The 25,102-nt window shown below is 36.9% G+C and carries 21 protein-coding genes and 1 other annotated feature; of the genes, 4 read left to right on the plus strand and 17 right to left on the minus strand.

Features of this window, described 5'->3' with window-relative positions:
• The 13 genes from K4422_RS00590 to rpsB form a co-directional block, all read right to left on the minus strand.
• Positions 1–933, minus strand: a complete 933-nt coding sequence (locus tag K4422_RS00590; RefSeq protein ID WP_206905900.1) for a tagatose-6-phosphate kinase — start codon at positions 931–933, stop codon at positions 1–3.
• A gap of 32 nt (positions 934–965) precedes the next feature.
• Entirely contained in the window at positions 966–1,481 is a 516-nt protein-coding gene (gene lacB / locus K4422_RS00595) for a galactose-6-phosphate isomerase subunit LacB (protein WP_230708534.1), read from the minus strand.
• Between the two features lie 15 nt (positions 1,482–1,496).
• Positions 1,497–1,925 (minus strand): galactose-6-phosphate isomerase subunit LacA, encoded by a 429-nt coding sequence (gene lacA, locus K4422_RS00600; RefSeq protein ID WP_206905757.1) that lies wholly within the window; start codon positions 1,923–1,925, stop codon positions 1,497–1,499.
• 11 nt (positions 1,926–1,936) lie between these two features.
• Positions 1,937–2,695: a DeoR/GlpR family DNA-binding transcription regulator gene (locus K4422_RS00605; protein WP_230708536.1), complete on the minus strand. Its 759-nt coding sequence runs from the start codon at positions 2,693–2,695 to the stop codon at positions 1,937–1,939.
• A gap of 173 nt (positions 2,696–2,868) precedes the next feature.
• Positions 2,869–3,624 (minus strand): DeoR/GlpR family DNA-binding transcription regulator, encoded by a 756-nt coding sequence (locus K4422_RS00610; protein ID WP_206905755.1) that lies wholly within the window; start codon positions 3,622–3,624, stop codon positions 2,869–2,871.
• A gap of 240 nt (positions 3,625–3,864) precedes the next feature.
• Positions 3,865–8,214 (minus strand): PolC-type DNA polymerase III, encoded by a 4,350-nt coding sequence (locus K4422_RS00615; protein ID WP_230708538.1) that lies wholly within the window; start codon positions 8,212–8,214, stop codon positions 3,865–3,867.
• 111 nt (positions 8,215–8,325) lie between these two features.
• The gene (gene rseP, locus K4422_RS00620; protein ID WP_206905751.1) at positions 8,326–9,594 is read right to left on the minus strand and encodes an RIP metalloprotease RseP; all 1,269 of its coding nucleotides are present in this window, start codon (positions 9,592–9,594) and stop codon (positions 8,326–8,328) included.
• A 231-nt stretch (positions 9,595–9,825) separates the two neighbouring features.
• On the minus strand, positions 9,826–10,626 hold the full coding sequence (locus tag K4422_RS00625; RefSeq protein WP_230708540.1) for a phosphatidate cytidylyltransferase: 801 nt from the start codon (positions 10,624–10,626) through the stop codon (positions 9,826–9,828).
• A gap of 31 nt (positions 10,627–10,657) precedes the next feature.
• Complete coding sequence (locus tag K4422_RS00630) at positions 10,658–11,443, minus strand: isoprenyl transferase (RefSeq protein WP_230708542.1); 786 nt, start codon at positions 11,441–11,443, stop codon at positions 10,658–10,660.
• Between the two features lie 432 nt (positions 11,444–11,875).
• Positions 11,876–12,433, minus strand: a complete 558-nt coding sequence (gene frr, locus K4422_RS00635) for a ribosome recycling factor (RefSeq protein ID WP_206905748.1) — start codon at positions 12,431–12,433, stop codon at positions 11,876–11,878.
• A 1-nt stretch (position 12,434) separates the two neighbouring features.
• Positions 12,435–13,157, minus strand: coding sequence for a UMP kinase (pyrH, locus tag K4422_RS00640; protein ID WP_206905747.1), 723 nt, complete (start codon positions 13,155–13,157; stop codon positions 12,435–12,437).
• Positions 13,158–13,304: 147 nt separating this feature from the next.
• Positions 13,305–14,186: a translation elongation factor Ts gene (gene tsf, locus K4422_RS00645; RefSeq protein ID WP_230708544.1), complete on the minus strand. Its 882-nt coding sequence runs from the start codon at positions 14,184–14,186 to the stop codon at positions 13,305–13,307.
• Positions 14,187–14,315: 129 nt separating this feature from the next.
• Positions 14,316–15,101, minus strand: a complete 786-nt coding sequence (gene rpsB / locus K4422_RS00650) for a 30S ribosomal protein S2 (RefSeq protein WP_206905744.1) — start codon at positions 15,099–15,101, stop codon at positions 14,316–14,318.
• Between the two features lie 456 nt (positions 15,102–15,557).
• On the opposite strand from rpsB, the gene K4422_RS00655 reads away from it, so the two are divergent.
• The 3 genes from K4422_RS00655 (at position 15,558) to K4422_RS00665 (ending at position 18,080) form a co-directional block, all read left to right on the plus strand.
• Complete coding sequence (locus K4422_RS00655) at positions 15,558–16,028, plus strand: arginine repressor (protein ID WP_206905742.1); 471 nt, start codon at positions 15,558–15,560, stop codon at positions 16,026–16,028.
• A gap of 202 nt (positions 16,029–16,230) precedes the next feature.
• Entirely contained in the window at positions 16,231–17,805 is a 1,575-nt protein-coding gene (gene lysS, locus K4422_RS00660; RefSeq protein ID WP_230708545.1) for a lysine--tRNA ligase, read from the plus strand.
• Positions 17,805–18,080 carry a hypothetical protein gene (locus K4422_RS00665; RefSeq protein WP_230708546.1) on the plus strand — a complete coding sequence of 92 codons (276 nt, stop codon included), beginning with the start codon at positions 17,805–17,807 and terminating at the stop codon, positions 18,078–18,080. The genes lysS and K4422_RS00665 overlap by 1 nt, the downstream gene beginning before the upstream one ends.
• 149 nt (positions 18,081–18,229) lie before the next feature.
• On the opposite strand, the gene argS is transcribed toward K4422_RS00665, so the two are convergent.
• From argS to arcA, 4 genes are all read right to left on the minus strand, one after another.
• Entirely contained in the window at positions 18,230–19,921 is a 1,692-nt protein-coding gene (gene argS / locus K4422_RS00670; RefSeq protein ID WP_230708547.1) for an arginine--tRNA ligase, read from the minus strand.
• A 135-nt stretch (positions 19,922–20,056) separates the two neighbouring features.
• Positions 20,057–20,252 (minus strand) — a binding site (T-box leader).
• A 195-nt stretch (positions 20,253–20,447) separates the two neighbouring features.
• Positions 20,448–21,392, minus strand: coding sequence for a carbamate kinase (gene arcC / locus K4422_RS00675; protein ID WP_230708549.1), 945 nt, complete (start codon positions 21,390–21,392; stop codon positions 20,448–20,450).
• A 127-nt stretch (positions 21,393–21,519) separates the two neighbouring features.
• Positions 21,520–22,539: an ornithine carbamoyltransferase gene (gene argF, locus K4422_RS00680; protein ID WP_206905732.1), complete on the minus strand. Its 1,020-nt coding sequence runs from the start codon at positions 22,537–22,539 to the stop codon at positions 21,520–21,522.
• Positions 22,540–22,617: 78 nt separating this feature from the next.
• A complete protein-coding gene (gene arcA / locus K4422_RS00685; RefSeq protein ID WP_206905730.1) occupies positions 22,618–23,847 on the minus strand; it encodes an arginine deiminase in 1,230 nt (409 codons plus the stop codon).
• A 477-nt stretch (positions 23,848–24,324) separates the two neighbouring features.
• Between arcA and K4422_RS00690 the strand changes: the two genes are divergently transcribed.
• On the plus strand, positions 24,325–25,011 hold the full coding sequence (locus K4422_RS00690) for a Crp/Fnr family transcriptional regulator (RefSeq protein WP_230708551.1): 687 nt from the start codon (positions 24,325–24,327) through the stop codon (positions 25,009–25,011).
• Positions 25,012–25,102 lie beyond the last annotated feature (91 nt).

Raw genomic sequence — 25,102 nt, forward strand, 5'->3', positions numbered from 1 at the left:
CTATACTAAAGACACTTTTAATTGATCGAATAATTTTTGATAATTATCCAAATTAACGTGCCCCGTTACAGCTTCTTGCGCATTAAGCATACCCAAAACATTGGCTTTTTTCAAGATATCACTATCTGAATCACCGTTGTTTATCGCAGATGTCAAGCCGGCAACAGTAGAGTCCCCTGACCCAACTGGATTGACAACATCAATTTTTGGAATTTCAACACGATAAAACTTGTCATGATGTTTTGCAAAGGCTCCTTTTGCTCCCATCGAAACAACAATCCATTCAATCCCAGCAAACAATTCATCTTGTAGCGTTTCTTTTAAAGTATCAATATCATCAGGAACTTCTTTTCCTAATAAATCGGCTAACTCTTCTGTATTAGGTTTAATCAATAGTGGTTTTGCGTCACTTTCTAGCACTAATTTTAACGATTCCCCAGAACAGTCTAAAATGACGGGCTTGTTATTTTCGTTACAAATAGCGATCATTTTAGCGTAAAAATCTTTTGGCAAGCCGGCTGGCAAACTGCCAGAAAAAGATAAGATACTGGCTTTATTCACCAAATCAGCAAAATGAGTTAAAAAGACTTCTGCTTCTGCGGCTGAAATAACTGGTCCACTTTCTAAAATCTCTGTTTGCATCCCTTCATGTAAGACGGCAATACAGTTTCTAGTTTCACCATTAATTTGGCTAAAAGAATGGGCAATATTGACCTCATCTAAATCTTTTTTGATACTCTCGCCTAAAAAACCACCTAATAGACCACTAGCTGTGACATCGTCTCCTAGTTGTTTTAAAACGCGGGTTACGTTTAGCCCCTTACCGCCAGCAGTTTTTTTTACGTTTGTTACACGATTGACTGTGTCCAGTTTAAACGTTTCAAGGGGATACGAGATATCAATCGATGGGTTCATCGTAATCGTTACGATCATAGCAATCCCTCCATTTATTTTTTAATCAATTATTAGTCGTGATATTCGCCACGTTCCCATTTTGCTAAAAATTCATCGAAGTAATGCGCATCTGCTTGTTCTGGTTTTAATCCTTCAACGGCATTAATTTTTTCAATTAACGCTTTGTTTTCTGGTGTTTCTTTATATTCTGCTTTAATGAAAGCTTCAATAATATCATTGATTAAAAATTCACCAGTAATTTTTCCACCAAAACCAATTACATTGGCATTTAATTGTTCTTTTGAATAAATGGCAGTCGTCATGTCCCGCACTAGGGCAGCACGTACACCGGGCACTTTATTGACAGAGTTTGTGATCCCAACGCCGGTACCACAAATCGTCACACCAAGGTCTGCAGCCCCACTTGCTACTGCTTCTCCGACGCGTTTACCGTAAATTGGATAATGGGTCCGAGTGAAATCGTACGTGCCACAATCTATTACTTCATAACCTTTACTTTTCAAAAAATCAGAAACTGCGATTTTTGTATCTGTGACAATGTGGTCACAACCAATGGCAATTTTCATTATTCATTCCTCCTTTTACGCCATTTTATTTAACATATCCACGCGAATTTGATGGCGGCCACCGTCATAGTGAGCAGATAAAAATTCTTTGACAATATTTTTTGCCAACTCTTCACCGACAATTTCAGAACCAATCGTAATCATAAGGGCATTGTTGTGTTCTCTAGTCATATATGCAGAACGTTCATCAGAGACTTCTGCAGCGACCATGCCTTTAACTTTTGTGGCTACCATAAAACTCCCCGCACCGTAACCATCAAAAGCAATTCCCATTGAGCCTGCGTTTTCTTTAATATCATTTGCGATAGCTAAAGTTGAATCAATGAAATCTGCGGCTGGTGTTTCTGTTTTATCCACGACTTCAAAACCTTCGCCAACTAGATACTCTTTGATAATATCCTTCAATTTCTTTGCCTGTGCATCTGAACCTAATACAACCCGCATTTTATCTCCCCTTAATGAATAATATTCGTATATTGCCCATAGTGATTTTTTACACTGTCACTAATTGTGTCATCGGTATACAAAGCATTAATTTCTTTCAAACTATAAAAATTATAAAAATCACTATGGTTAAACTTATTCGCATCGGCAACCAAAAATTTTTGTTGGGCTTTGTCTAGCACCAGTTGTTGAAACTTTCCTTCTTCGATACTAAAGGTAGACACATATTCTTCTGTAATACCATTGACCCCCACAAATGCTTTTTGAATACTTAATTTTTGGATTGTTTCATTGGCAATGGAGCCAACGAAAGCACCGGTAATATTGCGATATTCTCCCCCGATTAAGTATAAATCATGTTTTTCATTTGCCGTTAACAAATTAAAAACTGGAAGACTATTGGTAATAATGCGTAAATGTTTGGCCGGTAAATATTTTGTCATTAACTCAATTGTCGTACCCGGCCCAAGAAAAATAGTATCATTTTCTTGAATTGCCGCTGCTGCTTGTTGGGCAATATATTCTTTCTCACGACTATGAAGTTGCTTTTTTTCACCGTGGGATAACTCAACTGGACGTTCATTTTCAAAGTCGAGACTTTTAGCGCCCCCGTGAACCCGAATCAATCGGTTTTGAGAAGCCAATTCATCTAAATCACGGCGAATCGTCATATCAGAAACTTTCAATTGTTCCTGAATAAATTTCACCGTCACAACACCATGCACTTCACACAATTCAATAATCGCTTGTTGGCGTTTTGTTTTGAGCATCTCATCACCTTCCTTCGTTATAATAAAACATTTACAAACATTTTTCAACACTTTTATTGGGTTGTTGTTTTATTTTTTGCGTTTATTTTTTGTTAAACGGTATCATTTTTGTACAGAAACAAAAAAACAAACACTTGTAGCACTACAAGTGTTTGTTTCAGGCTTTCGTTTTGTCAGCCTTTGATAACAGAAACCTTATCTTCAAAGATTTGACTGCTATTGTATTCGTCTTGATTTGTGATAACAGCACTCACATCTTTTAAGCGATAAAAAGTATAGAAGTCTTCTTTATCAATTTTTGAAGTATCCATTAGTAAATAGCGGGCAAAAGAATTTTGCAATGCGATTAACTGTGTTTGACCTTCTTCGATGGTAGCTGTCATAATTTTATCTTCTTTTAGTGCGTTACAACTAAAAAAACTCTTATGAAAATGCATGTCAGCTAACGCGATATTCGCGATTTCGCCAAAAAATGACCGCGTGCGCATCCGCATTTCGCCACCAATTAAATATACTTTCAAATTTCCCTGTTTTTTACTAAGTGTTTCAAAAACTGGTAGACAATTTGTAACTACCCGTAGTGAGTTATGCTGAATTAATTGAGCTAAGACTTCGATGGTGGTACCCGGACCTAGAAAAATCGTTTCATCTTCTTTAATTAATTCTAGTGCCTTTTGGGCAATTGCTTTTTTTTCGGTCATATTGATAATTTGTTTATCAGAATGGGATAATTCTTCTTGCCGATAAGTATGAACAGTCTTGGCACCACCATGGACACGTTTTAAACGGCCTTGCTCTTCCAATTCTGTCAAATCTCGCCGCACTGTCATATCTGAGACATTCAAGCGCTCTACAATATCAGCTACCCGAATAGTTCCTTTTTCATCAACTAATGATACGATTGCATTAAAACGTTCTTCTTTTAACATCTGCAATCCCCTTTCCGTAAAACATTACTACTTTTAAATAATATTACGCTATTTTAATTGAGATTGATAGTTTTTATCGCTAAATAATGTGCCGTAATCAAAAAAATCAACAAAGAAACAGTTGAAAAATTTTTAGCAAAAATTTACCACAAATTACTTTTGGCACTAAATTTTTCTTCGCCATTTTTTAGTATAGAAAAAATCTGAACCAAAGATAGATACCTTTAGTTCAGATTTAATTTAATCAAACATAGAATCAAATAAAGACAATTGATTTTCATCAGGTAAATCTTTTAAAACACCATTTTCAGACATATATTCAATCAAGGTCTTGGATACTTTCCCACGGTTTGCTAAATCTTCTTTGGAAAGAAACGGACCATCTTTACGGGCTTCAACAATTTGTTTGGCTACGTTGATACCCAAACTTGGTACAGCTCGAAATGGTGCAATTAATTTGTTATCTTCAATGACAAAATTCACTGCATCTGATTTATACAAATCAATCATGCCAAATTCTAGGCCACGTTCTAACATCTCATTTGCTAATTCCAAAACGGTCAACATATTCTTTTCTTTAGTGGAGGCTTCCAAACCTTTATCAGTTATCTCTTTCATCCGATCTTTAACAGCGTCTTTGCCTCGGGTCATAGACACTAAGTCAAAGTCATCTGCTCGTACTGAGAAATAGGCACAGTAATATAAAATTGGATAGTAAACTTTGAAGTAAGCTACCCGCAACGCCATCAATACATAAGCTGCCGCATGGGCTTTGGGGAACATGTATTTAATTTTTGAACAAGAATCAATATACCAATCAGGCACGTTATTTTCCCGCATAGCTGCAAGATACGTCTCCCGCAAATCATCAGGAATTTTATTCCATTGTCCTTTACGTACTGTTTCCATAATCTTAAACGCCATACCACTTTCAAGGCCGGCATGCATTAGATAAACCATGATATCATCACGACAACCAATTACCTCTGCTAAAGTTGCTTGCCCTTGGCGAATTAATTCTTCTGCATTGCCCAACCAGACATCGGTTCCGTGGGATAGCCCAGAAATTTGTAATAATTCAGCAAAAGTAGCGGGATGCGTTTCTTCTAACATCCCCCGTACAAAACGCGTCCCAAATTCAGGAATACCTAACGTGCCGGTTCGAGAGAAAATTTGTTCCTCTGTCACACCTAAAACATCCGGACCGTCAAAAATGCGCATGACATTTGGATCATCGGTTGGAATTGTTTTAGGATCAATACCAGATAAATCTTGCAACATTCGAATAACAGTAGGATCATCATGGCCGAGAATATCCAGTTTTAAAATGTTGTCATGAATGGAGTGAAAATCAAAGTGGGTTGTCTTCCATTCCGCGTTTAAATCATCAGCAGGATATTGAATCGGGGTAAAATCATAAACATCCATATAATCAGGAATTACAATAATCCCCCCCGGATGCTGACCGGTAGTTCGTTTCACACCAGTTGCCCCTTGTGCGAGCCGATCGATTTCAGCCGCCCGCAATTGCATGTTGTGATCTCTTTCATAACCCTTCACAAAACCATAGGCTGTCTTATCAGCTACTGTACCGATTGTACCAGCCCGATAAACATAATCTTCACCAAACAAAACTTTTGTATAATTATGAGCCTCTGGTTGATATTCTCCGGAAAAGTTCAGATCAATATCGGGAACTTTATCTCCTTTAAAACCTAAGAAAGTTTCAAAGGGAATATCATGGCCGTCTTTATTTAGCCGCGTACCACATTTTGGACAAGCTTTTTCCGGCATATCAAAGCCCGAGCCATAGGACCCATCTTCATAAAATTCCGAGTACTGACAATTTGGACAATAATAATGCGGAGCCAAAGGATTTACCTCGGTAATCCCGGTCATAGTGGCAACAAAACTGGAGCCAACCGACCCTCTGGAACCAACCAAATAGCCGTCTTCATTACTTTTATGCACTAATTTTTGTGAAATCAAGTAAATCACAGAAAACCCATTACCGATAATTGATTTCAATTCTTTTTCCAATCGTTTTTCTACAATATCTGGTAAAGGATCCCCATACAATTCCTTGGCGCGATTATAACTTAAATTAGTAATTTCATCTTCTGAACCGGGAATTTTAGGCGTGTAAAGTTTATCTTTGACAGGTATTACTTTTTCACAGGAATCCAATAACTTGTTAGGATTTTCCACCACAATTTCTTTAGCGGTTTCTGGACCTAAAAACTGAAAAGCAGTCAACATTTCATCGGTTGTTCGAAAATGAACGTCTGGCAAACTGTGCCGATTTAACGGATTGGCACCACCTTGTGAGTTGATCAAAATTTTACGGTAAATACCATCTTCTTCATTTAAATAATGGACGTTACCCGTTGCCACAACTGGTTTATCTAGTTCATGCCCAATCGCTACTAAATTGCGGATAATTTCTTCTAAATCAGCTTCGTTTTTAACTAACTCTTGCTCAATCAAAGGAGCATAAACTGCTTTTGGCATGACTTCGATGTAATCGTAAAACTTCGCTCTCTCTTTTGCTTCATCGACACCTTTTTGCATCATCGCAACGAATACTTCGCCTTTATCACAGGCTGTTCCTAGTAGCAAACCTTCTCGTAGTTTTGAAATTTCTGAGCGCGGAATGCGGGGCACACCACCATGAAAATATTTTACATTTCCCATTGAAATTAATTTAAAGAGATTTTTTAGCCCTGCTTGCGTTTGCGCTAAGATAGTTGCATGAAAAGGTCTGGCAGCTTTAAAAGAATTCTCTCCACCAACATGCCGGTTTAAATCCTCGTGATAATGCATGTCGTGTTTTTCCATTGCCTCTTTAACAAAAATCCAAGCTAAGTGCCCCGTAGCTTCTGAATCATAAATCGCCCGGTGATGCTGTTCTAAACCAACACCAAATTTTTTCGTTAAAACACCTAAACCAAATCGTTTAAATTCCGGGTACAAATAACGTGCCAACTCTAAGGTATCAATAACTGGATTAACAGCTTCTGGCATCTCTAGGCGTTTATAAGTTGTATTAATAAACCCCATATCAAAAGAAGCATTATGGGCAACCAAAACACTATCTTTGGCAAACTCCGTAAAGAGTGCCATAACTTCTTTTTCAGGTTTTGATCCTCGTACCATTTCATCGGTGATACCTGTCAAATCTACTGTCGTTTTAGACAAAGGGTGGCCAGGATCAATGAATTCATCAAAAGTAGCAATGACATTTCCCTTGTGCATTTTTACAGCTGCTAATTCAATAATCGTATCATAAACTGCAGATAAGCCGGTCGTTTCCACGTCAAAAACAACATAGGTTGCATCGGTTAACGAAACATGGGCTGGATTATAAGCCACCGGTACACCGTCATCCACCACATAGGCTTCCACGCCATATAAAACTTTCACCCCTGCTTTTTCCCCTGCATGATAAGCATCTGGGAATCCTTGGGCACCACCGTGATCGGTAATTGCAATCCCGCGATGTCCCCATTTTCCTGCTTGAGCAACTAAATCAGAGACGCTATTTGTCGCATCCATGGTACTCATATTCGAATGCATATGCAACTCCACACGCTTTTCGTCTGCTGGTGCATAATCTTTACGAGGATCATGTTTGACCTCAGCTATATCTTGGGCGATCATTACCAAATCTCTTTGGAAGGTGTCTTCTTGAATACTCCCTCTAATTTTTAGCCATTTGCCTTTTGTTAAAGCTTCAAAGATTTGTTCATCTTTTTCTCCATTTGAGAATTTTTTTACAATAAAAGAAGACGTATAATCCGTGACTTTTATTGTCAGTAATTTACGTTTTGTACGTAGTTCCCGCACTTCGGCATCAAAAACAAAACCTTCAAAAGTAACACGTCGTTCTTCTTCAATAATGTTAACCATAGGTGTGATAGGCTCATCACTTGGAATATTGCGGCCTAAAACAAGTGGTCCTGCAGCTGGATTTTTTTCTTGTTTTTTCTTTTGAACATGTATGGCCATATTCTCTTGAGCTTGTTGCATTAATTGCGCATGTTGCACTTCTTGCCTTTGTGCCATTTCTTGCAATGCTTGTGCTCCTTTTGCCTCATCAAAGCGCGGCTCAATGCGAAATTTAGGAAACCCAAAGTCTTGGTAACTCATTTCCATTTTTGGTAAGTATTCACTAGTCAAATAAGAAATTACAGCTTCATTGACTACTGGCAAAATAATTTTGTTGTTTTCTTTAAAGGGCATTTGTCCTTTTACTGCTTGTTCAACCGCTTTAGTACTACAATTTTGCTGCATAGCCAACGTCCAATATTCTTGTAAAAGCGTCTCATCAAATTCATTTTTTGCGGTATTGATATGCAATTTAACTTGTGCAATTTCATTAAAAGCTAATTGCAGATTTTGCCATATATTTTGATAGAGTGCAGCCGGTAAAAGCTCTGCTATAGATAAAGTGAATTCCCAGACACGCGACTTCCGATGGACGATAACCTCCGTGATTTCGCCGTCTTTTAATAAGGGATGCTGCCTTTGTTCTGGCGCCAAATCGATTTGCTCTAATAAAATTGCAAAACGTTCATTTCCATTTGCCAAAAAATCTTCCCCCTTCTTGCTTAAAGATACCTGAAATAGTATAAGCTATATTTTAAATTATTGCACGAAGTAAAAAACGCCAAACAATTCAAAACTGTTTGGACGCTTTTTTTAAAAGAACCAACGTTGAATATCATTCCAAGTCACAAGTACCATTAACAGCAATAAGAAACCAAAACCAATTAAGGTTAAAATTCCTTCTTTTTCTTGACTTAAGGGTTTTCCTCGTAGTCCTTCGATAACATTCAACACAATTTTTCCACCATCCAAGGCTGGAATAGGCAATAAATTCATTACGCCAAGGTTCATGGAGATAACGGCCATTAAAACCATGACGGTCAGCGGACCTTGCTTCGCAGCTTCAGAAGACATTTGAAACATCGCAACTGGTCCACCCAGTTTATTAATATCTGGTTTAGCAATCAAATTACCTAACGCGCGCAATAATTGAACTGAACTATTCGCAGCTTGTTTAATGCCTCCTGTGAATTTGCCTAAAAAACTAGTATCCATTGGTACTTGTACCCCAATTCGCACCACTTTTTGTCCGTCAACTTCTTCTTTTTCCGGTTTTACTTGTGTAGTAAATGTTTCATTTTCTCTTTTGACTGTAAAATTCAAAACTGATTTTTTACTGCCTGTAATAGCAGCTGTTAAATCATCCCAAGAAGAAATTTTCTGCCCATCAATACTTTGAATGGCATCGCCTTCTTTTAACTTAGCTGATTGCGCTGGTGAATTTTCACTAATTGCGCCAATTTTATTTGTATTGGTTATTGCTACGCCCCCTTGAATAAAGGTGATAACAATAAACAAAACAATCGCCAACAAAAAGTTATTCATCGGGCCAGCAAAATTAGTCAACATGCGCTGCCATAACTTTGCCGATTGAAACTGGACATCTCGCGGTGCAATGCGCACTTCAACACCATCAGATTCTATAATCGTGGCATCGTGCAAAACATCATATGTTACTAATTGGCTCTCATCACCATTTTGATATCCCGAAACGAACAATTTGTCTTCTAAATCAAATTCAGCTAATTCAAAAGGAAAAGCATTTACCAATTGCACTTTACTACTGGTATTGATTTGAGTCACTTTCCCTTTTTCATCTAATACCAAACCAATTGGCATTCCTGGAGTTAATTCTACTTCATCTTCGCCATTGCCAGCCATTCGTACATATCCGCCAATTGGCAATGCCCGCAAGGTAAACGTAGTCCCATCTTTACCTTGATGTCCCCAAATTTTTGGTCCCATTCCAATCGCAAATTCTCGCACTAAAATACCCGCTCGTTTTGCAAAAAAATAATGACCAAATTCGTGTATAATAACAATTACACTAAACACGATAATAAATGTAATAAGTGTCTTCATGTTCTGTCTTCCCTTCATTCATAGCTTTTTTTACTAAAAAACTACTTACATACGTAAACTGTGCTAGTTTATTTTATCACAGAAATACTGTGGGCAAAATGCCCAATCGCTTTTTGTCATTTTATCCTCTATTTTACAAATCGCAAACTAAAATGTTCCATTAAAATAAAGCAATCTTTAAAAGCCAGGTATTCTCTGCCTCTTAAAGACTGCTTAAAGTTCATTATTATTTTAAAAGATACCAAACAAATGCATAATTGGAAAAACAAACAATAGGCTGTCGAAACGATCTAAAATACCACCGTGACCCGGTAAAATATTACCTGAATCTTTAACACCGAAATGGCGTTTAACGGCTGATTCTACTAAGTCACCAAATTGTCCCACAATAGAGAAAATTACTGTGAAAATCAAAACAAGCGGTAGCGAATGTCCAAAATCTTGTTTGCCTTGGAAAATTAAGACATACACAGCGGCAACGACCACTGCTGAAACGATACCACCAAGGGCACCTTCGACAGTTTTATTTGGTGAAATTTCTGGCCATAATTTATTTTTGCCGTATTGACGCCCAACCATATAGGCACCAATATCTGTCGCCCAGACAATTAGTAGTCCGAAGAATAAAATAATGAGGCTCTCCCCTCGGGCACTAACAAAATCTCTAAAACCCATGCCCGCATACAAACTAACTAATACTGGAAAGCCCGCTTCGTCAATCGTGTACATATTTTTAGATACTACAGCAGCACCTAATAAAAGCAGTACCGTCAGATAAAACAGTGAAAAAGTATCTACATTAGCGGGTAAAAAGAAAAACCAACGCTCCTTAGGTAAAACTAGCAAAACTGCACCAATGGCACTTATAATTCCTTCAAAACTGACTATGTTTAACTCTTTCATTCTAAATAATTCATAAACTGCTACTACAGCTAAAACAGCTGCAGTCACTTCGATTGCAATACCGCCGACATAAATAATCGGAATAAATAATGCCAAGGCGACTACTGCTGTGATGACTCGTTGTCTCACAACTACTCCTCCTTTGTTTTCAAAAGTTCCTTTATTTTTTCAAACCACCAAAACGGCGATCGCGATTTTGAAACGAAGCAATCGCCATTTCCAGTAACTCACCATTAAAATCTGGCCACAAAGCATCGGTAAAGAAAAGTTCACTATAGGCAATCTGCCATAATAAGAAATTACTAATCCGCTCTTCACCACTGGTGCGAATCAATAACTCTGGATCACGCAATTCACTTGGTAAAAATCCTGTCATTAAATGCTCGCTAATAAGAGCTTCAGTAATTTCCTCTTCCTTTGCATCTGTTTTTTTGAGCTCTGTGTAGATATCTTTTACTGCCGTCACAATTTCAGCCCTACTCCCATAGTTCAAAGCGAAATTTAAAACCATGCCGGTATTATCTTTTGTTTGTTCAATTGCCTTCTTGACTGCTTCTTGCGTATGCGCGGGTAAAAATTCCGTATAGCCCATGACATTTACCTTAACATTTTCTTTGATTAATTCTGGCACAAACTTATCAAAAAAATCTACCGGTAATTGCATTAAAAAACTAACTTCTTCTTCTGGTCGTTTCCAATTTTCAGTCGAAAAAGCATAGAGCGTTAACACTTTTATTTTCAAACTAGAAGCGTGCTTGGTAATCGTCTTAACTGTTTCCATCCCTTCTTTATGTCCAGCTACCCGCGGCAAGCGCCGATTTTGTGCCCAGCGACCATTGCCATCCATAATAATCGCAATATGTTTAGGAACAGCTTTGTCACTATCAAAAGTAAACTCTGCTTCTTCTTGCACATATTTATTTTTCTGTGGGAAAAAACGCCACATAAAAAAGCCTCCTAACTAATTCTCACTCTAAAATAAATCATCTTCCCCATTATAGCAATAATCAGAATGCTTGCCTATGAAAAGCAGTAAGGCTTAGTAAAAATCTTAAGGCCTTTATCCACATATTTGATATGAAAAGCGCTTTTTTACGCACTATAATGTTTCACAAAAAGAATGCAGGTAATATATTTCGTGCAAATACATTATTAACATAACCATTTTCAGTTGATTTTGTTTCACAAAAAAACAACTGAAAGATTTAAATTTTTGGCCATAAGACACTTCTAATCGATGGGCAATCTAAATTTACAAGCTTTATCTGTAAAGCTTTGCTAACAAAACAGTAAGAATGTTGCTATCATTTGCTTTTTTATGATTGTCATTTTGACACCAAAAAAGCCACACAAAAATTGTGTGGCTTTCATCAAAGCTTTAAACTTCTAAAAGTTCTTTTTCTTTATCAGCAGCGATTTGATCTAACTGCTTAATACTATCATCGGTTAACTGTTGCACATCTTTTTCTAAGTTGCGCAAGTCGTCTTCAGTGATATCGCTACTTTTTTCTTGTTTTTTATAAGCATCCATCGCATCACGGCGCACGTTACGAACAGCAACTTTAGCGTTTTCTGCTTCTTTTTTTACTTCTTTAGCTAATTCTTTCCGACGTTCTTCGGTTAATTGCGGAAAGACAAGACGAATTACCGTACCGTCACTTTGCGGTGTAATTCCAATATCACTTGTCAATAGTGATTTTTCCACTTCTTTAATCATTGATTTATCAAAAGGCGTAATTAAAAGCACCCGTGCTTCTGGAGTTTGAATTGAAGCCATTTGATTAAGTGGTGTTGGTGCGCCGTAATACGGTACTAAGATACGGTCAAGTAAGCCTGCGTTGGCACGACCAGCTCGAATTTGTCCCAATGTACGTCGTAAATTATCAGCGACCTTTTGCATTTTTTCTTTTGCTTCTGTCATTGTTGCATCTGCCATTTTATTTCCCCCTCACTGTAGTTCCAATATGCTCACCTAAAATAACACGGCGAATGTTTCCTGGTTCATTTAAATTGAAGACAACTAAAGGAATATCATTGTCCATACTTAGTGAGCTTGCGGTTGAATCCATTACTTGAAGACCTTTTGCAATCACATCTAAATGTGTTAATTCTTCATATTTAACAGCAGTATCATCTAATTTTGGATCTGCAGAGTAAACACCATCAACATTATTTTTTGCCATTAAAATTACGTCAGCATTAATTTCTGCTGCGCGCAATGCAGCTGTAGTATCCGTTGAAAAGTAAGGATTACCCGTTCCACCAGCAAAAATGACAATCCGACCTTTTTCAAGGTGACGTTCTGCTCGTCTGCGAATATATGGTTCTGCAATTTGACGCATTTCAATTGAAGTTTGCACACGGGTTGGTACCCCTTCGTTTTCCAAGGTATCTTGGAGTGCTAGAGCATTCATGACGGTTGCTAACATTCCCATGTAATCCGCTTGTGCTCTTTCCATTCCCATTTGGGCACCAATTTGTCCCCGCCAAATATTGCCGCCACCGACAACAATCGCCATTTCGACACCAAGTTCATGGACATCTCTAATTTCTTTGACAATTTCTTTAATAGTTGGTGGTTTAATGCCGAAGCCTTCATCGCCTGCTAATGCTTCCCCACTTAATTTTAGGACTACTCGTTGATATTTTGGTTTAACCATTTTGCTTCCTCCGTATCTTCTACTGACTATTGTAGCATAGATCAGAATAATCTTTGCACCTTTGTCAGTCTTTGCCGTTATTTTTATAACTGGCTTTAAAAAAAGGGAGCGCATAAAATGCGTTCCCTACTATTCAATTGAATAGAATTATTTTTTAACTTGGCTCATAACTTCTTCAACAAAGTTATCTTCGCGTTTTTCGATACCTTCGCCAACTTCAAAGCGAACAAATGATTTCACTGTCGCGCCTTTTGAAGCAACGTATTTGGAAACAGTCATATCTGGATCTTTAACAAATGGTTGGTCAACTAAAGAAATTTCAGCTTTGAATTTCTTCAAGCGGCCTTCAACCATTTTTTCAACGATATTAGCTGGTTTGCCTTCGTTTAAAGCTTGTTCAGTTAAAACATTTTTTTCATGTTCTAACTCTTCAGCTGGAATTTGTGATTCGTCAACGTAACGTGGGTTGATAGCTGCAACGTGCATTGCAACATCTTTTGCAACTGCTTCGTCAGTTGTACCATCTAAAACAGTTAATACAGCGATACGTCCGCCCATGTGTAAGTAGCCGCCAAATGCTGCATTATCATCTTTTTCAACAACTTCAAAACGACGGAAGCTGATTTTTTCGCCGATAACTTGCGTTGCTTCGATTAATGAAGATTCAACTGTACCTTTAGCAGTTTCTAATTTCATAGCAGCTTCCATGTCAGCTGGTTTGTTTGCTGCTACTAATTCAGCGATTTCTTTAACTAAATCTTGGAACATTTCGTTTTTAGAAACAAAGTCAGTCTCTGAGTTTACTTCTACAACTGCTGCAACGTTACCGTTTACAGCAACAGAAGCCAATCCTTCCGCTGCGATACGGTCATTTTTCTTAGCAGCTTTGGCCATACCTTTTTCTCTTAATAAATCTACGGCTTTTTCAATGTCGCCTTCAACTTCTACTAATGCACGTTTTGCATCCATCATACCGACACCTGTCATGTCGCGTAATTCTTTAACCATTTTAGCTGTAACGTCTGCCATTTTGTGGTTCCTCCTCGAAATTTGTTGCAGATAGTCTGCATTTTCTTTAAAAAAAGCTGTTTCAAAGGAGAGTGAGGCTTGCCGCCTAGCCTTTGAAACAGCTCCGTGTCAAAAATTATTTAACTAAAATTATTCAGCTTGGTTGTCGCCTTCAACAACGTCAACGATTTCTTCGATTGAAGTAGTGCCTTCAGCATCTTCTGATACGAAAGTTTCTTCAACAACTTGGTCTTCACCTTGGTTGCCTTCGATTAAAGCGTCAGCCATTTTAGCTGTGATTAATTTAACGGCGCGAATCGCATCATCATTTGATGGGATTACAACATCGATTTCATCTGGATCACAGTTTGTATCAACCATCGCTACGATTGGAATATTCAATTTACGAGCTTCTTGAACAGCAATACGTTCTTTACGAGGGTCAACGATGTACATTACATCTGGAATACGTGGCATATCTGCAATACCACCTAAGAATTTTTCAAGACGTTCGCGTTCTTTGTTTAAGCCCACAACTTCTTTTTTAGGTAGTACTTCAAAAGTACCGTCTTCTTCCATTTTGTTGATTTGTTTCAAACGAGCTACACGTTTTTGGATTGTTTCCCAGTTAGTCAACGTACCACCTAACCAACGATGGTTAACGTAGAATTGACCAGCACGCGTTGCTTCTTCTTTGATAGCTTCTTGTGCTTGTTTTTTAGTACCAACAAACAATGCAACGCCGCCTTCTTCAGCAACGTTTTTCATGTAGTCGTATGCTACATCTACTAACTTAACTGTTTTTTGTAAGTCGATAATGTAGATACCATTACGTTCTGTGAAGATATATTTCTTCATTTTTGGGTTCCAGCGACGAGTTTGGTGACCAAAGTGTACGCCGGCTTCTAGCAATTGTTTCATTGAGATTACTGCCATGTTTTTGTTTCCTCCAATTTGGTTTTTCCCTTTCAAAAACGTCAAGCTCTTTGGCAGACTTTACTATTTGTAAAGCACCCTGTCTCAGATCCGTTTTTGATGTGGATTTTTTAGCTGTAGAGTCTTCACCCCACAACATTTGCTATTATACCGATAAAGGTCTTTAGTTTCAAGCATGAAATCACCTTTTTTAAATTTTATCTTGATAAAGGTGAAAAAGTGTAACGTATTCGCAGCTAAAATAAGATATATTTCTCCTTTTAAATGTTATTATTTTCGTTAATTTAGCGTTTTGAAAAAGACAGATAATTCAAACACATCTTAATAAATCGCATTAATTCGCATAAAGTTAAATTAACAATTCCTTTGATGTATAAAAAATCATTAATACTACTATCTTAAAAGTACTTATTTTGTTATGATGAGATTGCAAATTTTTATTAAAGGAGCAAACCGATGCGTAAAGCTGATCGTCATTTATTAATTAAACAAATTGTTAGCAATCAAACCGTTCGTACACAAGAAGAGCTTTTAAATATTTTGGAAAGCCATGGTGTGACAGCTACACAAGCAACAATTTCGCGGGATATCCGCGATTTAAAAATTATCAAGGTACCTGATGAAAATGGTGTCGCCCGTTTTGAAATTTTCCAAGGAGACCGCTTTGAAGGAGATGGCCGTGAAGAAGAACGCCGCCTCATTCATATGGTCGAAGATGTCGTTGTTAAAGTGGAACGCGTTCAATTTTTAACGATTATCGTCACTATCCCGGATAACGCCCAAGTCTTATGTGCTTTAATTGACGATATCGATGTACCTGAAAAAGTCACCACTATTGCTGGTTTTGACACGGTCATTGTTATCTCGCGAACAGAAGAAGACGCACTCAAAATTGAAGAATATTTTAAATCTCATATTATCGCTTAAAACTAACTAAAAAATCCCAATAGCATAAATAAAGATATACTCCTGAAATTTAGCTTATACTAAATTTGCCACTGTATTTCTTTATTAACTATTGGGATTTTTTTATTAACTTAGAACCTTTTGCAAGCTAACTTTGTACATTTCAATGCTACAATTAATCTATAATAAAAATTTAAATACAAGAATAAAGGAGGAATTTTTTATGCACTGGGCTTTTCAAATTGCACAAGCACTAATAAGAAAATACCCTGACAAAAAGACACCCATTACTTGTGCTTCTGGGGTTAGTCCTTCTGGCTACATTCATGTCGGTAATTTTCGCGAAATTGTCACCACCTATTTTGTCACGCAGGCACTACACTTTTTAGGTGCTACTCCCCGTTATATTTTATCATGGGACGATTATGATCGTTTACGAAAGATTCCTAAAAATGTTACCGGGGTCACAGCAGAAAAAATTGGAATGCCTTACACTAAAATAGCCCCTCCTAGTCAGGCATCTGAATCCGTTTATTCCTATGGTGATTATTTCGAAAATTTGTTTATCCATGATTTAAAACAAATGCATATCACACCAGAATTTATCTTTGAAACAAAGGCTTATGAAAGCGGCGCTTATGATGCAGATATCGCCTTAGCCTTAAGCAAACGTAAAGAAATATATGATATTTTAAGCCGTTTCCGTACCGAAAAAGCCGACGATTTAGAAAGAGAAAGCTATTATCCAATCTCTTTATACTGCGACAACTGCTATCACGACACGACAACAATTACCCACTATGATGAAAAGACACAACGTATTTCTTATACTTGTCACAATTGCGGTCATGTTGCCAAACAACAAATTGGACAAAACCAACGGGTTAAACTTCACTGGAAAATCGACTGGCCAATGCGATGGCGTTATGAAAAAGTTGCTTTTGAACCCGGAGGTAAAGATCACTCTTCAAAAAATGGGAGTTTTGATGTTGCTAAAGCAATTGCTGCTGAAATTTTTGAATGGCACGCCCCCATGTACCAGCCTTATGATTTTGTAAACATTAAAGGTCAAACCAAAAAGATGTCAAGCTCTGCTGGCAATATTTTGACATTACCAGACTTATTATCTATTTATACACCAGAGCTGGTTTTCTATTTATACGGAAAATATCAGCCAAAAGCGCAATTTGATCTAGGTCTTGATGATGATGTTTTGCGCAACTACAAAGAATTTGAGCAACTGGTTACAAAAGCTAAAAATAATCAACTAGATGAAACCCGCCACCAATTATTACAATTAACTGGTGTGAATTTAAAAGAAAATTATCCTGAATTTGGCCATGTAGTTAGCATCTTAGCCATTACCGCCAATAACGATTCATTAGCTAAGGAATTATTGCAAAATGAAGCTGCTTATTCAGAAGCCGCAATTGATTACATCTTGCCTCGTGCACAGTATTGGATTGAAAATGATGCCAAAAACCGTCTGATTACAATCAATGACACCAAAAATTTTGCAGCCTATCAAAAACTTTCGGATGAAGTAAAAGAAGAAATAGAAAAATTTCGTCAAATACTTCCGCAAGCAAATGATTTAACAGCTGCAGATTTCATGCAAAAAATTTACGATTTATCCGATACCAGCGATAAAAAAACGAAACGCAGCAAACAAAAAGAACTCTTTACCGCCCTTTATCAATTGACTTTAAATCAAGATCACGGACCGCGAATACCATTATTGATAAAAGTAATTGGGATTAAAAAAATGCAACAATTGCTTCAATTTGAGCAATCGTGATGAATAATACACTAACTGGACTTGATCATTTGACAGTACTTTTGTTTGTGGGTTTAGCCATCACTGGCTTTTTACTTTTGCTGGCCATTTTATTACAAATTACCAGCGGCCTTTTTTGGGCGCGATCACCCCAAAAATTCAAAGAAGACGTAACAAAGTCTGCCTATAAAAAAGAAAGGGAAATTGGCCTGAGAATTAGCCACCTAATCTTTGTTGTGGTTCCGCCGTTTTTTGTCGCTTTTTTGCTAATATTATGCTGGCTAATACTTAAATAGTCACAACAATTTTTATTAAAATCCACACTTATTAGTAAATGACATCTTTACGTATAAGCTAGCTTTTTATTATATTGAAACCTATGGGAAATAAAACAGCGGGAAAAGTCATTAGAAACGACTTTTCCCGCTGTTTTTACGGTAATTTATTACATTTTCTCAGGTGCATGTAATCCTAATAGACGTAAATCTTCTTTTAGTAAAACGGTAACTGCATAAACTAAAGCTAAACGAGCATCCTTTTGATCATCGTCTGCTAAAATCTTCACATTCGCATAGTATTTGTTAAACGCTTGTGCCAATTTAATTGCATGTTTGGCAATGACAGATGGTTCATAATTAGCAGCTGCTTTTAAGATTGTTTCTGGGTATTGTTGAATTAATTTTACAACTTCCCAAGATGTTTCATCATTTAGTTTGTAATCAGCCGCTTCATTTGGTGTAAACCCAGCTTTAGCCAAAATGCTCATTGCACGAGCGTGTGTGTATTGTACGTATGGTCCTGTTTCACCTTCAAAACGAACAACTTCTTCTAACGTGAAGTCAAAGGTATTTAAACGATCATTTTTAAGATCGTGGAAAATAACTGCCCCCACACCAACTTGTTTTGCTACTTCATCTTTATTTTCCAAGTCAGGATTTTTTTCAGAGATTTGTTCTTTGGCTGAATCAATCGCTTGATTTAACACTTCTTCTAGTAAGACAATTTTACCTTTACGGGTAGACAATTTCTTACCACCTTGAGTAATTAAACCAAATGCAATATGATGCATATCATCAGACCAGTCAAAGCCCATTTCTTTTAAGACTGCTTTTAATTGTTTAAAGTGATAACTTTGTTCATTTCCGACAACATAAATGGATTGCGCAAAGTCATACGTGCGCTTGCGGTATAACGCTGCCGCTAAGTCACGGGTAATATAAAGTGTAGCGCCATCTGACTTACGAATTAACGCTGGATTTAAATCATAAGCAGATAAGTCAACGATTTCAGCCCCACGGTCTTCTTTTAACAAATGTTTTTCTTCTAACAATTCAATGATTTCATCCATCTTGTCATTGTAGAAAGCTTCACCGTTTAATGAGTCAAACTTCACTTCCAACATGTCATAAATCTTATTGAATTCTTTCATTGACTCATCACGGAACCATTGCCATAAAGAAACCGCTTCTTTATCGCCGTCTTCTAATTTTTTGAACCATGCCCGCGCTTCATCGTCTAATTCAGGTTGTGTTTCTACTTCTTCGTGGAATTGCACGTATAAACGTAATAACTCGTTGATTGGTTCAGATTTTACAGCTTCTTCAGAACCCCATTTTTTATAAGCAACAATTAATTTACCAAATTGCGTACCCCAGTCACCTAAGTGGTTAATACGAATTGGGTTGTAGCCGATTTTTTCCATAATAAACCCAATTGAATTTCCGATAACCGTTGAACGTAAATGTCCCATTGAAATCGGCTTGGCAATGTTGGGTGAAGACAAATCGATTGGTACATTACGATTTTCACCTATATTGGCATCCCCATAATGTTCTTTTTCTTTGACAACAGTCGCTAAAACTTTTTCAGAAATAGCACCTTTATTCATAAAGAAGTTTAAGTATGGACCTACTACTTCGATTTTTTCAAAGTTTTTGCCATCAATTTTTTCCGCTAATTCTGGTGCAATTTGTTGTGGCGCTTTTTTATACGCTTTAGCTAAAGCAAAGGCTGGAAAAGCAACATCCCCATGATCAGCTGATTTTGGATTTTCCAATAATTTTTCGATTTGCTCCATGGTTAAATCATCTTTTAATACATCATAAAGCGCTTTTGCTACGACATCTTTGTTGTTCATCTGATATCCTCCTTAGATTAAAATGAGCTAAAAACTCATCAGTTACCCTTATTTTACAATTTAATGATCACCAAAGCCACTTAGAGCTTTAGTTATTCTTGATTTTGTCAATAAAAAAAGCCCCTAACGATAATCGTTAGAGACGAGACTTCCCGCGGTACCACTCTTGTTGTTTGAATACTCAAACCAGCTTCTTCTATAACGGTAGATCGCCGTCTGCTACATGCAGATTTTCCCAAGTGCGTTTCTTATTTGTCTTCTTGCTTGGCTCACACCCGCCCAAACTCGCTAAATTTCCAACAAACAATACTCTCTTGTTCACAAAATCAATTATTAAACTGACACTGATTATAACAAATACTTTTTTTTCTGGCTAGTCTTTTTATCATTATTTTAAACGAAAAAGTATTTTCTTTCATTTCTTTGTTTAAAATTGTATTTTTACTAATTAGATTTCAAAAAATATCCCCACTGTACCCTAAAGGAGAAAAATGTACAGCAGAGATATTTTTTAGCAAATTAACTATTAGTCGGCAACTACAATCGTGCCATCTTCATTAGCCAATAAGTTTTCAATATTTTCCAATGAAGTGATGATTGCTTTACCTTCAGGACGAGCTTCAACAAATTCAATACATGCTTGTACTTTAGGCAACATACTGCCTGGAGCAAATTGATCTTCTTGAATGTATTGTTTCATTTCTGAAACTGTCACGCGTTCTAATTTCTTTTGATCTGGTTTTTGATAATTTACATACACATTATCAACACCAGTCAAGACGATTAGAAGGTCTGCTTTAATGATTTCAGCTAATTTTTCAGAAGCGAAATCTTTGTCAATTACAGCTTCGCGACCTTCCAAACCTTTTGCAGTTTCCACAACAGGAATACCGCCACCACCAACAGAAATTGTCACCACACCTTGATCTACTAAGCTTTCGATCACGCGTGCTTCTTTAATTGAAAGTGGTTTTGGTGATGCAACAACTTTACGCCAGCCTCGCCCTGCATCTTCTTTAAAAGTAGCATTGCCCGCTTGCATTTGTTGTTTGGCTTCTTCTTCAGTGAAGAATGGACCAACTGGTTTACTTGGATTATTAAAAGATGGATCGTCTTCTGCCACAATAACTTGTGTCACTAAAGAAACAACATCTTTATCAATACCTTTTTCTTTTAAGATAGCGCCCATTTCATTTTGCAACCAGTAACCAATTGAACCTTCTGTCATAGCAACACAAGTATCTAAAGGCATAGCTGGTGTTTTTTCAGAGTCCGCTGCCGCTTGTTGGATTAATAAGTTCCCAACTTGGGGACCATTACCATGGGAGATGATTAATTCATCCCCTTGTTCGATAAATTGAACTAAATATTTTGCAGTTTCTTTTAATGCATTTTGTTGTGCTTGTGCAGTTGCGTCATCAGATAAGATTGCATTACCACCTAAAGCTACAACGACTTTACGTTTTGCCATAATTATCGCTCCTCGTAAGAAATTTTGACAGTTTTTAGAAACACCAAAACAAGCCAGCTCTTTTGACAGGCAAAAGGCTCAAAGAACTGACTCGTCTTAGTTAAAGTAGGTTTTAATTTAGTAGCGATTAAGCACGTGGAATAAACAGATTACCTAATGTCGCAGCCATAATAGCTTTGATTGAGTGCATGCGGTTTTCCGCTTGATCAAATTGACGCGCATATTTAGAACGGAAGACTTCATCTGTAACTTCCATTTCAGTAATACCAAATCTTTCTTTCATTTGTTCGCCATATACAGTGTTTGTATCATGGAATGCTGGTAAGCAGTGTAAGAAGATTAAGCGATCTGTATTATGTGTTTTTTCAACTAATTCCATGTTGATTTGGTAAGGACGCAATAATTTGATACGTTCTTCAAATTTGTCTTCTTCACCCATTGATACCCAAACATCGGCATACAATACATCAGCGCCATCAACGCCTTTATCAACATCGTCTGTTACCATTAATTTAGCACCAGATTTTTCAGCAAACTCTTGTGCCATTTTTTGAATTTCTTCTTCAGGTTGTAATTCTTTTGGTGCTACGATACGTACATTTGTACCTAAAATCGCACCTGTTACTAACAATGAGTTTGCCATGTTATTACGGCCATCTCCACAGTAAGCCAATGTAATATCTTCAACTGTGCCAAAGTTTTCTTGGATTGTTAAGAAGTCGGCAATCATTTGTGTTGGATGCCATTCGTCTGTCAAACCATTCCAAACTGGAACGCCTGAAAACTCAGCCAACTCTTCAACCATTTTTTGGCTGAATCCGCGGAATTCAATTCCGTCAAACATACGACCCAATACTTTTGCAGTATCTTCTGTAGATTCTTTTTTACCTAATTGAATATCATTTGCACCAAGGTATTCCGGATGTGCACCTAAATCAATTGAAGCTGTAGTAAAAGCAGCCCGTGTCCGTGTAGAAGTTTTTTCAAATAAAAGTGCAATATTTTTACCTTCTAAGTAGCGATGTGGAATCCCACGTTTTTTAAGATCTTTCAAATGTTCAGAAAAATCGATTAGATATTGTAATTCTTCTTTTGTAAAATCTTTTTCTGCTAACAAGCTTCTTCCTTGGAATACTGATTCTTTCATAAGTTGAGCTCTCCTTTAGTTAGTTTTCATTTGGTCCGCAAGACGGCTTACAGCCGCCCGCAGAACCAATTCATACCTTTATTTTTTTAGATCTTCACGTACTAATGGTTGACTCATGCAACGAGGGCCACCACGACCGCGTGATAATTCTCCTGAATGGATTTCTAACACTTTAATACCATAGCTACGTAGAATTTCGTTTGATACATAGTTACGATTATACGTTACTACTACAGCTGGTGCAATTGCTAAGGTATTTGAACCGTCATTCCATTGTTCACGAGGTGCAACGATTGCATCGCCATCACCGGTTGGAATTAATACCAAATCATCTAAATGTAATAAATCTTTTAATGTACCGTGCAAGTCATTTGTTTGTGTGATTGTGATATCGTCGCCATTTGGTTCTAAAATGAAGCAATCGATTTTACCATCAGCATCTTGAATAGCTGGATGAATCGTAAATTTATCGTAATCTACCATTGTAAATACAGTATCCAAATGCATCATTGCACGGTTGTTTGGAATTTTAATTGCTAAAACTTTTTCAAAACCAGCATGTTTAGCAAACATATTGCGCGCTAATTTTTCCAAAGTTTTCGCATTTGTCCGTTGTGAAATACCAACTGCTAATACTTCATGGCTAAGAACTAATTCGTCCCCACCTTCAATATGGCCTTCAGCTTCACGGTCTAACCAAACATCAACTTTGCCTGCAAAACGTGGATGATGATTTAAAATATATTCTGTAAATAATGATTCACGACGACGTGCTTCAAAAGTCATCTTGTTAACAGTCATGCCGTTACCAATTGATGCAGAAGGGTCGCGAGTGAAGTATAGGTTAGGCATTGGATCCATGTAAAATGGATATTCATCGTCAGCAGATAAATCTAGTAATGAACGAGATTTAACATCGATTTCTTTTGTACGTACCCCAGCCATGATTTTATCAACCATGTCTTGTGTTTCCATACTAAGCAGATATTCGAACAATCCTTGACGGACAGCTGCTGAATCAATATGAGATTCATCTAAGATGCGGTTTAAGAATTCTTCTTTCACATTACCAGCATCAATAGCTTCTGTTGATAATTTTTCTAAATACAGAGTTTCTGCACCATTGTCTTGTAAAACTTTGGCGAACTCGTCATGCTCTGCTTGGGCATTTGGCAAATATGGAATATCGTCAAATAATAAACGATCCATAATGTCTGGAGTTAAGTTTTCAACTTCTGCGCCAGGTCTTTTCAATAGAACAGTGTTTAGTTTTCCGATTTCGGAAAACACGTGAATTGGTTTGTCCATTTTTTATTGCCTCCTCGTTATTGATTACATTAATAGATTAACCCTTAAAAGAAAGGGCTTTCAAATTTATCTAACATTATAAAGGAGAAATATTTCACATTATATTAGATGTTATTTATATTTACCCGATTAATGAATGAAACAATCATAACAGAAGATATATTTATTCATTTTGAACGAAAAAAAAATATTTATTCATTTGGATTTTTTTTTTGCATATAGAATATTCTCTTTATTTTAAAGGTCTAAATAATTTGAAAACGCATACTTTTCAGCGGTTTTTGTATATTTTCGGTATGCAAAACCTTGTTTTATTCATTTTTGCCATTTTCACTCAATAAAAATCCGACTTACATTCTCATATTATTTTTTTGCTGAAATCTGCCGTCTACACCTTATTTTTCCCTTTACAAACCAAAGGAAAAAGGCAACAATATAAACTAGAGAAAAAAAGTGTAAAAAAGGAGTTAGCCATTTATGTATGCCGATAAGGTAGACTATCAATTTTCCCGTTTAAGATACCAAGCAGATTTTGAACACCTTACTGATGACGAATTCCAACTTTTAAAGGCCAATGTTTTATTACGTTCTTATAAAAAAGGACAAGTACTCTTTGACGAAGGGGATGCAAGAGACCGACTGTATTATGTCGTTGCTGGTTTGGTACGAATTGAACGCTATGATGAAAGTGCAACTTACTACTATTATGATTACGTAACCAATTACAGTGTTTTTCCTTTGGGAGGCGTTTTCGAAGCAGATGTTTACACCCATAGTGCTCAAGCCATGACTGACATTGAAACCTTCTATTTTCCTACCCAAATTTATGAACAAATTTGTCAAAAGAACAACCAGCAGTTACTTTACCTTATCAAAAAGCAAAATAAAATTATCGAAAGCCATCAATTACGCCTACAAACGGGCTTAACTTCAAATGCTCACGATCGTGTAACCCAAAATCTCTACATATTAAAACGAGAGTTAGGACAACCAGAATCCAAAACCAAAGTCACGATTCCATTTCCAATTACTTTAAAAGAATTAGCTGTTAATAGTGGTACTACCCGTGAAACAGCAGGTCAAGTCATTAAAAAGCTAAAAGAAAAAGGTTTAATTGATTATGAAAAAAAAATATTCACTTTTTATGAAGATGTAATCAAATAGCCTAGTCAAAATATAAAAACGGATGATTTAGCCTATGCCAAATCATCCGTTTTTATATTTGTAAATGTAAGCCAGAAAAAAGCCACTTAAA

The sequence above is a fragment of the Enterococcus sp. SMC-9 genome, assembly GCF_021011285.1.
Taxonomy (GTDB): domain Bacteria; phylum Bacillota; class Bacilli; order Lactobacillales; family Enterococcaceae; genus Enterococcus_C; species Enterococcus_C montenegrensis.